This window comes from Nonomuraea sp. GTA35 (genome assembly GCF_041950525.1).
Lineage (GTDB): Bacteria > Actinomycetota > Actinomycetes > Streptosporangiales > Streptosporangiaceae > Nonomuraea.
Genome location: NZ_JBGNUV010000028.1, coordinates 19,750 through 34,823, shown reverse-complemented (window position 1 = coordinate 34,823; position 15,074 = coordinate 19,750). Strand labels below are relative to the sequence as shown.

Annotated in this window: 11 protein-coding genes; 7 read left to right on the top strand and 4 right to left on the bottom strand. The window is 66.6% G+C overall.

The window, feature by feature from the left end; genetic code table 11:
* The first annotated feature begins 16 nt into the window (after positions 1 to 16).
* Both ACBJ32_RS56980 and ACBJ32_RS56975 read left to right on the top strand, forming a co-directional pair.
* The gene (locus ACBJ32_RS56980; RefSeq protein ID WP_106247733.1) at positions 17 to 466 is read left to right on the top strand and encodes a carboxymuconolactone decarboxylase family protein; all 450 of its coding nucleotides are present in this window, start codon (positions 17 to 19) and stop codon (positions 464 to 466) included.
* A 153-nt stretch (positions 467 to 619) separates the two neighbouring features.
* Positions 620 to 1,243, top strand: a complete 624-nt coding sequence (locus tag ACBJ32_RS56975; protein WP_375133977.1) for a YdeI family protein — start codon at positions 620 to 622, stop codon at positions 1,241 to 1,243.
* A 206-nt stretch (positions 1,244 to 1,449) separates the two neighbouring features.
* Here ACBJ32_RS56975 and ACBJ32_RS56970 read toward each other — a convergent pair whose 3' ends face one another.
* Both ACBJ32_RS56970 and ACBJ32_RS56965 read right to left on the bottom strand, forming a co-directional pair.
* On the bottom strand, positions 1,450 to 3,852 hold the full coding sequence (locus ACBJ32_RS56970) for a Tn3 family transposase (protein WP_375133976.1): 2,403 nt from the start codon (positions 3,850 to 3,852) through the stop codon (positions 1,450 to 1,452).
* A gap of 168 nt (positions 3,853 to 4,020) precedes the next feature.
* Positions 4,021 to 5,073 (bottom strand): saccharopine dehydrogenase family protein, encoded by a 1,053-nt coding sequence (locus tag ACBJ32_RS56965; protein WP_375133975.1) that lies wholly within the window; start codon positions 5,071 to 5,073, stop codon positions 4,021 to 4,023.
* Positions 5,074 to 5,084: 11 nt separating this feature from the next.
* On the opposite strand from ACBJ32_RS56965, the gene ACBJ32_RS56960 reads away from it, so the two are divergent.
* The gene (locus tag ACBJ32_RS56960) at positions 5,085 to 6,125 is read left to right on the top strand and encodes an AraC family transcriptional regulator (protein ID WP_375133974.1); all 1,041 of its coding nucleotides are present in this window, start codon (positions 5,085 to 5,087) and stop codon (positions 6,123 to 6,125) included.
* A 163-nt stretch (positions 6,126 to 6,288) separates the two neighbouring features.
* On the opposite strand, the gene ACBJ32_RS56955 is transcribed toward ACBJ32_RS56960, so the two are convergent.
* On the bottom strand, positions 6,289 to 7,128 hold the full coding sequence (locus ACBJ32_RS56955) for an IS5 family transposase (protein WP_375133973.1): 840 nt from the start codon (positions 7,126 to 7,128) through the stop codon (positions 6,289 to 6,291).
* A 313-nt stretch (positions 7,129 to 7,441) separates the two neighbouring features.
* On the opposite strand from ACBJ32_RS56955, the gene ACBJ32_RS56950 reads away from it, so the two are divergent.
* The 4 genes from ACBJ32_RS56950 (at position 7,442) to ACBJ32_RS56935 (ending at position 13,472) form a co-directional block, all read left to right on the top strand.
* Positions 7,442 to 8,266 (top strand): IS5 family transposase, encoded by an 825-nt coding sequence (locus ACBJ32_RS56950; protein ID WP_375133972.1) that lies wholly within the window; start codon positions 7,442 to 7,444, stop codon positions 8,264 to 8,266.
* 383 nt (positions 8,267 to 8,649) lie between these two features.
* Positions 8,650 to 11,262, top strand: a complete 2,613-nt coding sequence (locus ACBJ32_RS56945; protein WP_375133971.1) for a DNRLRE domain-containing protein — start codon at positions 8,650 to 8,652, stop codon at positions 11,260 to 11,262.
* A gap of 16 nt (positions 11,263 to 11,278) precedes the next feature.
* Positions 11,279 to 11,674: a hypothetical protein gene (locus ACBJ32_RS56940; protein WP_375133970.1), complete on the top strand. Its 396-nt coding sequence runs from the start codon at positions 11,279 to 11,281 to the stop codon at positions 11,672 to 11,674.
* 763 nt (positions 11,675 to 12,437) lie between these two features.
* Positions 12,438 to 13,472 (top strand): transposase family protein, encoded by a 1,035-nt coding sequence (locus tag ACBJ32_RS56935; RefSeq protein ID WP_375133969.1) that lies wholly within the window; start codon positions 12,438 to 12,440, stop codon positions 13,470 to 13,472.
* Positions 13,473 to 13,581: 109 nt separating this feature from the next.
* On the opposite strand, the gene ACBJ32_RS56930 is transcribed toward ACBJ32_RS56935, so the two are convergent.
* Entirely contained in the window at positions 13,582 to 14,097 is a 516-nt protein-coding gene (locus tag ACBJ32_RS56930; protein ID WP_375133968.1) for a hypothetical protein, read from the bottom strand.
* Between the last annotated feature and the right edge of the window lie 977 nt (positions 14,098 to 15,074).

Genomic DNA, 15,074 nt, shown 5'->3' with positions numbered 1-15,074 from the left:
TGAAGGAGCAACACTGATGGAAGCACGCATGAAGAGCGTGGCGAATTCCGACGTGATCACAGCGGTCCAGCATCTCCAGAAGGCGATTCACGCCGGTGGCGTCGACCCGCTCGTGCTCGAGCTGGTCCATCTGCGGGCCAGCCAGATCAACGGCTGCAGCCCGTGTGTGTTCGCCGGCGTCCAGTCGGCGAAGAAGCATGGAGAGACCGACGAGCGGCTGCACAGCGTGGTCACCTGGCGCGAGACCCCGTTCTTCACCGAGGAGGAGCGGGCAGCGCTCGCGCTGACCGAGGCCGCCACCCGAATCCAGGACGGCGCGCCGGGCGTGACCGACGAGATCTGGGACGCCGCTGCCACCCACTTCGACGAGAAGCAGATGTCGGCGATCATCTTGAACATCGCCATCACCAACTTCTTCAACCGGATCAACCACACGATCCGGGAGCAGGCTGGCAAGGCCTGGTGAAGGCGGGCGGCCGTCATCCGTCCAGAGGACGCGGTGGCGAGGTGGCGCAGGCCGTGATCGGCCGGCTCCACCGCTGGCCGATCCAGCGCCACTGCCGGCAGGCCCCCGTTCTGGGCTCTCACCTTCGGGTGACCGCCGACAACCATCCCTTTGATGATCATCAGGGGCACAATGACGATGAGCAACGAACTACTGGAACTGACCGTTGCCGATGCCCGAGCCTGGCGGGAGTGGCTCAGCAGGCACCACGACAGCTCGGCAGGGGTGTGGCTGGTCCTCGCCAAGCAGAACACGACCCGGCCCACCAGCCTGACCTATGACCAGGCGCTCGACGAAGCCCTGTGCCACGGCTGGATCGATGGCCGGCTACGACGGCGGGATGAGATCACCTTCTGCCGGCGCTTCACCCCTCGCGGAAGGCAAAGTCCCTGGTCAGCGCGGAACGTTTCCATCGTCACCCGTCTGATCGGCGAGGGCCGGATGCATCCGGCCGGAATGGCCGAGGTCCAACGCGCCAAGGCCGACGGCCGCTGGGACACGGCCTACGCGGGACAAGCCGGCATCGAGGTACCAGCCGACCTGGCCGCCGCATTGGCCGCGAAACCCCAGGCACAAGCGATGTTCGACATCCTCACCTCCCAAAACCGCTACGCCATTCTCTATCGGATCACGAACGCCAAACGCGCCGAGACCCGAGCCCGCCGTATCACCCAGTTCGTTGACATGCTCGCCCGCGGCGAGACGATCCACCCACAAAAGCGCGCCCTCGGCAGTTGAACGCCGGACCACTTCTCTCCCCGCCTCGCTCCTCCAAGCCCACGCACATGGCGGCGCGACGTTCGGCCAGAGCCGGAACCTTATCCGGCCCCCCAAGAACCGTCATTGGCATGCTCCACGTCATCGTCGCGCTCACCCAGACCGACCCGTAAGCACCAAGGGGTGGCCCGCGTCCGGCGCGGGCCATCCCCGAGATCGTTTGTCGCTCAGAGCGGACCAGCTGACGGTTGACCCTCAGCGCCCGGCCCCGGCCCGAGGTCGAGCTGTTTGCTCATGTCGAGCTCGAACCTGCCGTACAGGTTCAGATGGGACCAGAACAGAGCCGACAGGGCGCGCCGGTCAGCGTCGGTGAGCTTCTTTCGCCACCTCGGCTCGGCCAGGACGATCTGCACCATCCTGGTGTTCAGGTAGACGATCGCGGCCTGGACCAGGTGAAGGGCCAGCGCGGAGACCTCGACATGCTCACGGTCGTCACCGGTCAGATCACCGGCCCTACCATAGAAGATGTCCTTGTTGGCCGAATTCCAGTTCTCCACCACGTTCAGGCCCTCGTGGATTTCGCGGCGCAATTCCTCCGCGGCCAGGTAGCCGCAGATGAAGACGGTGCGGATCACCCGGCCGAGTTCCTCGATGGTCCGATAGGTGGGGTGCTTGGGGCCGCCGCGGGTGAAGCGGCGCAGCATCTGGTGGGCCTCGGCGATGCCCAGCCGTAGCGCCGTCGCGTACTTGATCATCTGGTCGTACTGGTTGGCGATCAGCTCCCAGTCGGGGGTCTTGCCCGACAGGACGCCCTCCAGCTGCGGCCAGGCCTCGCCTTCGGTCAGGCCCGGCCGGTACAAGCGGGCCGAGCCGATGTTCTTCAGCCGGGGCAGCAGCTTGAAGTCCAGCAAGTGCGAGAACGCAAAACCAACGACCGAAGCGCCGTGCGCATCGGTGTACTGGCGATCGATCTCCGCGCTGGTCAGATGGCGCAGCAGGCCCTCGATCATCGAGGCCACCTCGGAGTCCGTGGTGGAGCGCACCTGGCTGTAGATGCACACGTTCTTGCGCTCCACGTGCCAATACACCATGATCCCGGCACCGCCGTAGCGCTGGTGCCACTCGGTCATGAAGTTCGCCGACCAGGAACCGAACTTGCGCGAGTCCGACGCGCACGCCGTGCCCGGCCCCCACAGCGAGACGTCGCGCACCTCCAGCGTCTTGTTGACCACCGTGCGGATCGCGGCCCGCAGGTTGTCGCGGTTGACGAACAGCCGGCGGGTCCGGCGCAGCGCGGCCTCGGTGTCGGCCTCCATCCCCTCGATCGCCGCGGTGCCGTCGGCGACCCGTTTGATCCCCATGTTCGTGCCAAGCCCGAAGGTGCACAGCAGCAGCCGGCGGCGCAGCACCTTCGCATCGGTCACCGTGCGGGAGGCCACCGAGGTGAACTCGCCGGTGAACTTCGTGGTGTGGTCGACATTCTTGATCAGGTCCAGCAGGTCGATCACGCCCCAGCGGCGAGCGATCTCCTCCTTCGCCTCCAGGTTCTCCGGCTCGACCTGCTTGCCCAGGGGCGGCACGCTGATCCACGGCTCACCCTTCCTCCTGGTGATGCTCACCCCGCCCGTCGTGGCCTTCTTCAGCCCCTTGTTCAGCCGGTCCAGCGCCGCCACGTGCAGCTTTTGCAGGTCGGCGATGAAGTCGGCCGGGTCGCGTGGCTTGGAGAGGGCTTCGTAGTGCACATCCCGGTTGTCCTCAAAGTCAGCGGGCAGATCCTCATCGGGGCTGCGCCAGGTGTTGGCGCCCTCCACCCAGATCTCACGGCGCCGGATGGCCTTGCGCAGCGCCACCAGCACACACAGCTCGTACGGGACCCTCTCCACCAGGCCGCTGTCCGGGTCGAGGACCGCATCACGCCAATCGTCGGGCACCACGTGCTCCAACGGCACCGCCTCGGCGGCGGCGTAAAAGTCGGCGTCGGAACCGTCGTAGCGTTTCAGCAGGTCCAGGGCATCCATCACCGGCTTGAAGGTGTCGTTGCTGGAGCGGAACCGCACCGCCTTGAGCAGCTTGGGCAGGCCGCGCCGATAGTGGTGGGAGTAGGAGCCGCGCAGCTTGGTCCGCACCCGGGTACGCAGCTCCTTCTCGTTCGCCTTGGCCTCAGCGATGATGTCGGCCAGCGTCCGCTCACCCACCACCGGATACAGCGCCTTGCGGACGATCTCCTCCGGCAGCTCCGGCGCCGCCGTGGCGAGCTTCACCAAGATCCCGTTCTTGCCCTGCACCCGCCGGAACTCGGCGTTGAGCTCTCGCTCGACCTTCTTCTCCGCCCGCACGCTGATCTTGTGCACGAGCTGGATCAGCAGCTCCACCAGCCCGTCGATCAGCTCCGCCTGCCGCACCTGGCACAACGCGGCCAGCAGGGTGAGGCGCACCGGCGGTGCCGCCGCCTCGAAATCGGACGGGTACATCTTCATCGCCCGGGCCCGCCAGCCCGCCACGACCTTCTCCGAGAAACTCTCGAACAACGCGGCCGGCAGCCCGATCGCCTTGACCCGCTCCAGCTTCACGATCTCGGCCAGCAGCGTCTCCAGCTGCAGCGGCCCCGGGTCCTCCTTCAGCTCCTGCAAGAAGGCCTTCAGCTCCCGAACGTGTCCTCAGCCGCCAGGTAGCTGATCGACAGATCTTCGAGGGCTCACCCGAAGAGGGGCGGGAGTGAGCTGGACCTGATCGGGATCCGGCGATCCTGCCCAGGCGATCACACACCGTGGCTGATCGTTACCGGAGAAGGCTCATTGTCAGGTCGCCGGCGCGTCCTCGGTGATCCAGTGAATCCCATGTGGGATGAGGAAGTCGAGGAAGGCGGTCGGGTGGTAAGCCTGGGCGGGTGCGAGCACTCCCGGCTTGGCAGGGTCGGCGATGAGACGACGGGCGCTTTCGACGGCGATCACCGCGGTCGTGCCGTAGGTGTCGGGGCCCTGGACGATGCCGCGGGCGCGGCGGCCGTCAGTGCTAGTGGCGTCGAGCACGTAGGTGAAGCGCTGGGTGCGGCGGCTGTCCTCATCGGGTCCTTCCGGCAGGCTTTCGATGATCTCCGGTGTGAGCGGGATGTTCAGCCGGTCGCCCAACGCCGCCTCGGTCAGGCCCTCGACATGCCGGACGGGGATGTGACGGGGAATGGTCACCACCTCCGGCACCGGGAAGGCCATCACCGGGGTTGCCTCCGACTGTCCGGGCAGCCTGATCGCGGTGTGGCGGGCGGGCATGCCGGGGCGCCAGTCGCCGTCGTCGTAGGTCAGACCTCCCGCCTTGATGGCGTCAATCGTTTCGACCAGCGAGCGCAGCGAACCGCGCGACATGCCGCCGCCCCCGATGATCACGTGGGTGGTGATGATCTCTTCGATCGCTTCAAGGTGGTCGGCCAGGATGTGGGCTATGAGGTCTACCGGGACGCAGCCGTCGTTGGCGGCGGGTACGACGGTGACCCCGGCGTTCTCCGCCTCCGTGGTGAAGGTGTCGAAGATCGTCTTGATGTAGAGCTGCTCGCCTGAGGTGTCGACGTAGTGACAGCCGGCGGCGATCGCGGCGCGGACCACGGCCTCACCTGAGGAGGTGAAGGGCCCGGCGCAGTTGATGACACCGTCGCAGCCGCGGAACGCGCGCACCAGCGCCTCATGGTCGCTGGTGTCGGCCACGCGTCGTTCCGCGTGGAGGAGGCCGACCGCCGAGGCCGCCTCCTCCAGGCGCGCGAGATCACGTCCGGCCAGGACCGTCTCGATGTCACGTCGTGCCAGTTCGGTGAGCACGAGCTTTCCCTGGTATCCACTAGCGCCATAAACGGCGATCTTCATGTCGTCTCCTCATGATGGAGCTGCACGGTTGCTCAGTCACCAGCACAGTAAGGCGCCGACACAAGACGATTGAATGCATGATCCGCTCTAGCATTTGCGTCATCGTCTTCGCCGAGGTCATCGTTGGTTACACTGGCTGCGTGGATGTTCTGTCTGATGTGGTGAGCGCGGCGCGTACCGGTCGACCCCACTCGGGCCGGGTGACCAAGTCCGCTCCCTTCGCCGAGTGGTTCGCGCCGGTGCCGTCCGCCGGGTTCCACATCGTTCTCCAGGGAACCTGCTGGCTTCTCCCCTCACAGGGTGAGCCGATCGCGCTCGGGCCGGGTGACGTGGCGTTCCTGCCGCGCGGATCCGCACACGGTCTGGCCGACGAACCGTCCACCCCCATAAGCGAGCCGCCCACAACGCTCACCGGAGTCCATGGCGACCGCGACGACCGGCCGCCGACGGTGGTCATGCTCTGCGGCGCCTACCTCCTGGACGAATCCGCGCCGCATCCGCTCCTGAACGACCTGCCCGAAGTCATCCACCTACCGACGCGGGTAGGGCGTCACAGGGAACTCCACGCCGCGGTCGAACTCCTCGGCGTGGAACTGGACAGCGACGCCCGCCCAGGCTCCGACACCATCCTGCTCATCCTGCTGGATCTTCTCCTGCTCTACATCCTGCGCGCGTGGTTCGAACAACAGCGCGTCTCCGGCCACTCCGCCACCGGCTGGGCCGCGGCCCTGCACGACCCCGCCGTCGCCGCCGCCCTCCGCGCCATCCATGAGGACCCCAGCCGGCCATGGACCGTCGAGGAGTTGGGCGCACAGGCACGCCTGTCCCGCGCCGCCTTCGCCCGGCGGTTCACCCACCTGGTTGGCCAGCCACCGCTCACCTACCTGACATGGTGGCGGATGACCACCGCCGCTCGACTCCTGCGCACCTCCGACGCCCCCGTCAACACGATTGCCCAACAGGTCGGCTACAGCTCGCAATACACCTTCACCCATGCCTTCAAGCGCCAGTACGGGTCACCGCCCGGCAGCTACCGACACCACGCCGGCTGAAGCACAACACCCGCGTTGGGATCTTCGAGGTTTGGCGGCCGATGACATCGGTGGTTTACGGCACCCCGAGTTCTGCGCCCCGCCTCGCCTCCGCACGGCCAGACAACCCGTGCAAGGCAGCCTGTCGGGATTAGTGGGCGTTTAGTCCTGTCTGATTCCAGATTCAGGTGCCGCGCCAGGTGGGGGTGTTCTCACCGGTGAGGCGGCGGGTCATGAGGTCGATCATGGCGACGTGGATCATGGCTTCGGAACGGTCGGGGCGGGCCTCGTAGTCGCGCACCAGGCGGCGGCGTAACATCAGCCAGCCGATGGTGCGTTCGGCCACCCAGCGTCGGGGTAGCGGGGTGAATCCCCTGGTCGCGGGGTCGCGGCGGACGACTTCGACGTCGATGCCGAGGGCTGCGGCGCCCTCGATGACGGTGGTGCGGTAGGCGCTGTCGGCCCAGGCCTTGGTGATCGTGGGCTGAGCTGCGGCGACCTGTCTCAACAGGGGCAGGCCGGCAGCACTGTCGGAGAGGCCGGCGGCGGTGACCAGCACGGCGAGCAGGAGGCCGAGGGTGTCGGTGATGATGCTGCGTTTGCGGCCGGCGATCTTCTTGCCGGCGTCGTAGCCCTGGCTGGTGGCGGGGACGTTGGTGGAGGTCTTGATGCTTTGGGCGTCGATCACGCAGGCGGTGGGATCGGGACCGTGACCTGCGGCGGTGCGGACGGAGCGGCGGAGCAGGCTGGTGAGTTGCTCGAAGATGCCGTCTTGCTGCCAATCGCGGAAGTAGGCGTAGGTGGTCTGCCAGGGCGGGTACTCGTGCGGGAGGTAGCGCCAGGGGATGCCGGTGCGGTTGACGTAGAGGATCGCGTTGAGGACGGTGCGCAGGTCGTGTTCGGGAGGGCGTCCGATGTCCAGGGCGCCTGCGCGGCGTTGGGCTCGCCAGGCGGTCAGCACGGGCTCGACGAGCGCCCAGCGGGCGTCGGACAGGTCGCTGGGGTACGGTCGCGGTTCGGTCATGTCTTCGGCGTACTGCTGCGTGAAGTGGCTGGCCAGACGGCTATCCGGCCGTCGATCAAACCCGGGCGAGGTACCGCAAGTTGGGACGAGACAGGAGCTTTCGGGGCCAGACGGGCGCGATGCGTAGGCCTGAATCGCCGATTGAGTACCGTAACGGGTCAAAGAGTGCGCCGATCCGGTGATCAACCTGCGGAGCAAAAGCTTCATATGCCACCAGTTAGGCCTAAACGCCCACTAAGTGCGTGTTTGAGAAGATCATTCATGTTCGGCGTGGCAGCGTGACGACGAGCGCTGACGCTGCAAAGGTGGCCCGATGCCCCCGGATCGCTACCCCTCGGACCTGACCGATGCGCAATGGGAGCTGATCGAGCCGATATTGCCTGAGCCGAACAGCGGCGGGCGTCCGGAGAAGCACCCACGCCGGGAGATCGTCAACGCCATCCTGCACGTGGTCCGCTCGGGCTGCCCGTGGCGCTACCTGCCCACCGACCTGCCGCCCTGGCAGACCGTGTACTGGTACTTCCAGCAGTGGGAACAGGCCGGCGTCACCGAAGCGATGCTGACCGAGCTGCGTGTCAAGGCCCGCCGCCAGGCCGATCGCGCCGATGAGCCGACAGCGGGCATCATCAACTCCCAGAGCGTCAAGGGCGCCGACACCGTCGGCCGCGACAGCCGCGGCTACGACGCGGGCAAGAAGGTCAACGGTCGCAAGCGGTTCATCGTCACCGACACCACCGGCCTGCTCGTGACGGTCGCGGTGCTGGCCGCGAGCTGGCAGGACCGCGATGGCGCCAAGACCGCCCTGTTGTCGGCCTACCTGACCACCCCAATTCGGCACGTCTTCGCCGACCAGGGCTTCGCCGGTCGGCTGGTGGACTGGGCCCGTGACACGCTGCGCACCACCCTGGAGATCGTGCGAAAGCCCGCTGATCAGCGCGGCTTCAGCGTCATCTCCCGCCGTTGGGTGGTAGAGAGAACGCTCGCGTGGCTGACCGCCTGCCGACGGCTTGCCCGTGACTATGAACGCGACCCCGCCATCTCCGAGGCGATCATCCGCTGGGCTGCCATCGCCGGCATGACCCGCCGCCTCACGCGAGGTGGCCCCGCTCGGCGACAGGCCAAAATCGTCTGCAAGTAAGCAAGATCGTCGATCTCAAACACTCACTTGGAACCAGACGGCGCTGCAGAAAAGCGTAAAGGTGTCGCCGATATCATCAACTTTCGGCTGACACAATTCTTGTTGTCCTGTCATCGGACGAAGTAACATGACGGCCGTCTACTTGATCTTGTCGAGAGGACGGCCACGTGTACAATTCCCAACCCGCGCGTCGAAATCGGCGGTTACGAATCGCCACCGGATCCGTGCTCGTCGTTAGTGGTCTCATCGCGGTTCAGCCGCCAGCAGCTGCCGCGGACCCACCGAAAACGACCAGCCTCGTCAACGAGAAATCCGATCGTCCCGTGGAAATGCTCGGCGCCGCGACGGAAACAATGCGTGCGACCCGGCATCCCGATGGGCGCATGACCATCGAGACATGGTCGCAGCCCGTACGCGTGAAGCAGCCGGCCGGCACGTGGGCCTGGATCGACCCCACCCTCGTGGCCCGGAACGGCGTCCTGCAGCCGAAGATCGCCAAGGCCGGTCTCGAGATCTCGGCGGGCGGCAGCGGGAAACCTCTGGCCACGTTCAGCCCGCACCGGGACAGGTCGATCAGCCTGAGCTGGCCGCAGCCCCTGCCCGCCCCCGTGGTCACCGGCAACAGGGCGACCTACCGGGATGCCGCGGGAGCCGGCGTGGACATCGTCCTCACCGCCCTGGCCACCGGTTACCGCCAGGACATCGTGTTCAGGGAAAGACCGTCGAAGCCCGTGAAACTGGCTCTCCCGGTACAGGGAAGCGGCCTGCGGCTCGAAGAGCAGAAGGACGGGCGCCTCCGATTAGTCGACGCGGCGCGGCACCGGGTGGCGGGCGGTTTCCAGGCCGATATCATCGCCGCGCCCTCCGGCAGTGAGGAGGCCAGGGCCTCGACCGGGAAGCCCGGGCGGGTCAAGGCGGAAGTGGAGGACACCCAAGGGCGGCAGACCCTCGTCATCACGCCGGAGGAGAAATTCCTCCAGGACCCCGCGACCACCTATCCGGTGACCCTCAGCTCGGCGTTCACCATGGGCTTGGACGCCGACGTCGATGTGGCCAACGACGGCGCGCTCGCCGACCCCACCCGCCCGCTGCTCACCGCCGGATCCATTTTCGGCATCCTCAGCCGGACATACCTTCGATTCAACACCACCGCCATCACCGGCCAGGACGTCGTCGACGCCAAGCTGTCGCTGCTGAACAACGATGGCCCGGGATGCGGCGACATCGTCGGGGACGGCATCCAGGTCCGCCGGGTGACCAGCACGTGGGACAAGGACGATCTCACCTGGGACACCACCCCGTCCTCCACTCTCGACGGCGCCGTGACGGTGAGGGAGGGATACTCGGCCGAGTGCGGCGAGGGCCGACTCGAATGGCCGATCACGGACATCGCCCGCAGCTGGGCCAACCACTCGCCCAACTACGGGCTCGAACTGCGCACACCGGACGAGAGCAGCCCGGACGACAACTACCGCGGATTCGCCTCCTCCGAGTACGGCATCGCCGACGCCACACCCAAGCTCACCGTGACGTACCAGGGCTTCGGCGGGCCGACGATCGTGAGCCCGGCGGGAAGCGACGGGGTCGAGGTCTTCACCGCCCCGGACCGCTGGCAACGTGATTCCCTGCCGATCGCCGAGGCGCAGGCCCACGCCCTGGACGTGGCTGACACGCGCGTGAGCGCCCACTCCTCCGCGCTGGCGACCCCCCTCGTCGACATGGTGACGGGCGCGGTGCACATACCGGCGGTGACGGCCGAGGGCCAGAGCCTCGCCGCGCAGGCGGTGGCCGGTACGGCCTACCTCAGCAATGGCGACTCCGACTGGACCGTCCCCGGCGAGTTCGAGGGCGCGGCGGAGTCCGACGCGGACGGCGACGGAGCTCCCGGGGTGTCGGAGAGCTTCTCCTTCAACCCCACCGTTCAGGTGGTCGCCCAGAGTGCCGCCAAACTGGACTCGATCATGGACGAGGTGCTCGGTCTCGACGCCGTGCTCCCCGGAGGGGACAAGATCATGGCCGCCGGCCTCTGGCCGGAGCGGAACCAGGTCATACTGCAGGCCACCGAGGTGAGCCCGGAGCTCCGGCTGGCCCTGGCGCAACGCTACGGGGTCACCGCCGTGTCGATCTGGCTGCGGCCCGACGCGGGGCGTCCGATCACCCTCGTCGAACGGACTGCGGCGGCGGACACGTGCCCGCTCGACGACAAGGGGAAGGAGCGTGAGTGCCGACTGTCGGACGGGGTCACCGGCGAGACCATCGGCGAGCTCGACCTGCACATCAACGGCGGAAGCAGGTACCGGACGACCACGGGCACCTGCTCGACGGGCTTCGCCTGGGGGACGACCTCCGAGAACTACTTCATCACCGCCGGCCACTGCCTGCCAGAGGGTACGACGCCCTCGGGGGCGGTGCGGCTCACCGACAACTCCGGCGTGCTCGGTGACGCGGCGGGCTCCAACTACCGCACGAACGTCGGCACCATCCCCTACCCGGCGAACGCCGGGAAATACGGCGATCTGTCGCGCATGAAACTGACCACGCGGGTGCACACGGCCTCCATCTTCTCCGGCGGGCCCACGTCCACGACGAAGCGAGAGGTCGTCGGCAAATGGACGCGGAGCCCGCGCAAGGGCGACCGTTACTGCACGGGCGGCTACAAGAAGGGCGAGCTGTGCGGCTGGGTCGTACAGAACGCCAGAACGTACTACGAGTTCGTCGACACTCCCGGTGGGCCGATCGCCGGGCGGATCGAGAACATCTTCGAAGGCTCCAAGGATGGGGCGTGCAGCCAGCCAGGCGATTCCGGAGGCCCTGTCTACACCATCATCCAGTCCGGTTATCCGAGCGCTGGCGACGTGATGGCGAAAGGCATCGTCAGCGGCGGACGCGATCAGGAGAACAGCAACATACTGCTCAGCTGCAAGAATTATTCCACGAACATCTGGTACGCGCCCGCGGCCTTCGGCGGCGACATCAAGAAACGCAAGCTCGACTGAAATGCGGAGGTGATCCGTGACGAAGTCCCGCACCCTTCTCGGCGGCCTCGCGCTGCTTCCGGCAGCCCTCCTGCTGAGCGCGTGCGGAGGTCAGGCGGAGTGGTACAGCATCGACTCTGTCACCGTCGCCCCGGACGGGCGTACGCTGACCGCCACGCTCATGTTCGGGCCCCCCGGATCGGACGGCACGTTCTGCGAGAAGGTCACGGACACCGAAGTCACCGAGTCGCCGACAAAGGTGACCATCGGAATAGAGGTCAGGGACACCTGTGAGCCCTTCTTCCCGTGGCAGGAAGGCCGAATCACCAACATGATGGCCTACGACTACAAGCACGACGTGCGCTTGAGCCGCCCGCTCGCCGGCAGGACCGTGATCGACCGGTCCGACCAGCGGGCGATCGCGACGAGATAGCGGCACGCACGAACGGGCCGCGGGCACGCCGTGCCCGCGGCCCGCCGCCCTGGACGAGTTAGTGCTGCGCTCCTCAAAGGGTGTAGGTGAACCGTCGGCGTAGCCGCCGTGGTGGTGGTGGGCGCCCCCACATCCAGGGCTTGGCCTGGGCGTTGAGCTGGGCGGTGGCGATGCGGGTGGCGTAGCCGATGTCGTCCGGGCCGACGAAGCACTGCCCGGCGATGGCATGCCGCCGGAAGATGCGCCACCAGGCCTCCTGCAGGTTGAGCCAGCAGGCACCGACCGGGATGAAGACCTGCTGAATCCGGGGATGGCCGGCCAGCCAGTCCCGGGTGGCGTAGCTGTTGTGGCTGGATAAGTTGTTGGTGATGACGAAGATGAGGCCGCTTCCGGGGTTGGCGGCCTCGATCGTGGCGAGGAACTGCTGATAGTAGAGGCTGCTGCGGGACCGGGGCCGTCATGGTCACCGCGATCCCGTCGGCGATGCGCAGACCTCCGTATACCCAGGTCTTTTCAGGGCCGCGAGAGTAGTCCAGCGGCGCCTTGATCCGGTGCCCATCAGGCGACCAGCCGAATGCGGGCGGGAACGCCCGCGGCACCACGGGGCCAAGTTCATCTGCGCAGACCACTACCGCGCCGGACGGCGGGCGCGCATAGAGGTCCACGATCCGGGATCTTTTGCGGCGAATTCCGGGTCTTTGCTGGTGGTCCAGGATCGGGGGCGGCGCCATCTCACCCCCTCCTTCAGCAGGATCCGGCGCACTTGCGAGCGACCGACCTCCATTCCGGCGGCGCGGGCCGCAGCGGTCAGCGTGTCCAGCGTCCACACGCCCGGCGCATCTTCCTCCTCGGCGGCGGCCAGCCCGTTCAGCCACGGATCGGGCACCGCTCGCCCTGGCGGGGTTGTTTTGACCAGGGCGATGATCCCCGAGCAAGGACGCCCCCGGCAGGGATATCGCGGTGTGTGAACAAGACCAACGAGCCCGCCGAGAGCGACACTCACGCTGTCTACACCTGCCGTCTGCCGCTGTCCACCACAACGCTCACCTTCGTCACCGGCGTGCTGCGCGAGCACCTGAAGGCGATCGGCTCGCGCTGGCGCAGGCTCCCCACAGGGAAGATCACCATCATCGTGCTCGCCGTCCTGCGCCATGACCAGCGCATCACCGACATGGCCGGCGGCAACCACGTCTCACGCGGCACCGTGCTGCGCTGGGTCCGCGAGGTCATCGCCCTGCTCGCAGCCCGCGCGCCGCGACTGGACCGCGCCCTGAAGAAGATCACGAAGGCGGGCGGAGAGGTCGTCCTGATCGACGGCACCCTGATCCGCACCGAACGCCGAACCGGAGCCGATGACCGCAAGAACTACTCAGGCAAGCACAAGACCCACGGCCTGTTGTTCCTCGCCCTGACCGATGTCGCGGGGAACCTGCTGTGGATCTCCGCCGCCCGCCCCGGCCGCTCATCCGAGATCACCACCGCCCGCCACAACCACATCGTCCAGAAACTACGGGACGCGGGCCTGGGCGCCCTCGCCGACCTCGGCTTCGTCGGCCTGGATGACGACCCCGACGATCCGATCGTCATCACCGGCCGCAAAGCCACCCGAGACAAGCCCCTCACCCGCGCGCAAAAGCAGGTCAACCAACTGATCGCCAGTGAACGCGCTCCCGTCGAGCACGGCTTCGCCGACCTGAAGAACTGGCGGATCCTCAGCAAACTCCGCCTCGACCCGGCCCTGGCCACCATGCTGCTGCGCGCGCTGCTGGTGCTGACCACCATCGAGACCGCCCGATGACAAATGATCACCCGCCATGATTCACCTCCGCCACCTGCCCGAGCATCCCCAACCGACCTCATACAAGGCCCTCTACCTGCGGATTCAGGATGGAATTCGCCCATGGATGTCAGACGACGTCATACACGGTGAAGGGCTGATCGATATTGTCGTTCAGTCCGGTCACCGCCCGGATCACGCTCCGCAGGAAGTCCTCGTCGGGGCCCCAGGAGGGGACCTCGATCTGCACCTCGATCGGCAGTGGTTCGCCGAAGACTTCTACGGGCTCGCCGTCCATGAAGCAGATGAAGCGAACCAGGTGCGCGTCCTCATAGAGCCACAACGCATATGTGCTTTTGACGCTTGAGAATACGACCGCCAGCGCCTGTGTGTCCTTGAGAACTCCCGGACCGTCCATCTCGACGAGGTCCCCCACCCGAGTTGGTATCCGCTGATCCGGGTCCCACAATTGGCACCATCCACCCTCGTCGGCGAGGTAGAGACATTGGCCGGGGGAAGAGGACCACGCGTACTCGGCGGTCAGCTCTTTCCTGGTCGGCTTGTACTCGAAGACATCCGGCAGGAAGCCGAGCACATCCTCGATCGAGCGATCACGGACGAATAGTGCTGAGGTATTCCATCCCATGAGCAGGAAGTGTTGTGCCGGTCACGACTGTCGTCAAACAGCGGCAACCCGGTGAACCTATGTGGTCACAGCACTCGTCGTATCGCCCTCGACCTCGGCTAGTTGCTTGACCAGATGTTGTGCCTGGTCGGATAGTTCCGCACGGCGTGTGGTGATCCGTTCCAGCAGTGACATCTCACCCCTTCCATCGATTACCGAAGATAACCGATCGGATACGCATCGTAGATGGGGCATGCTGTCAGCGGCGCCCGAACCGGCAAGAAACCCCGGCCTGTCCGTGACAGATGATTTCCCGCGATGATCAGCAGCTTCCAGCAGACCGAGCATGCCCAGACACGATCACACCAGCCCCATGACCTGCGACTTCAGGATGGAACTCGCCACAGGACGGCGGGGCGTAGAAGTCGGCACGCAACCCTGAGAACATCAGTGCACCGCCCGAGGCGGTGGCGCACAGCGCACCCACGAAGGCCCCATCCCCGCCGAACCGCCGGCATCGCCGAGTGATTCAAAGGACCGGCCAGATCACAGGCTCCACGACCTCCGCCATGGCGCCGCCGCACTGATGCTGCCGACCGGGATGAAGATGATGGTGCAGGAAACGTCGGGGACACCTCCAGCGCCTTCGCCCCGGACACTTACCCGTGCACCTCGGTCTACCCACAGGTGGCCATGGCCGCGGCCAAGAAGGTCACCGCCATGTCAGCGACGACGAAGACTGGGCCGAATCAGGGAAGCTCGTCCCACTGCGAGGCTGGCAGTCGGATCAACCATCCGGCCCCGCACCGGCCGTCCTCTGCCGGCAACTGCGAGGCCGCGAACCCCGCCACAGAGGCATGGAAACGACGAAGAGGATCATGGAGTGTCCAGGGTCGGTGCATCCGAGCACACACGGAGCACGCAGCCGTTAGACGAGAGTTCCAAAACCGCATCCGATCCCCCACTCACGCAGGTCAGACCCGTGCTCACAGCTCCCT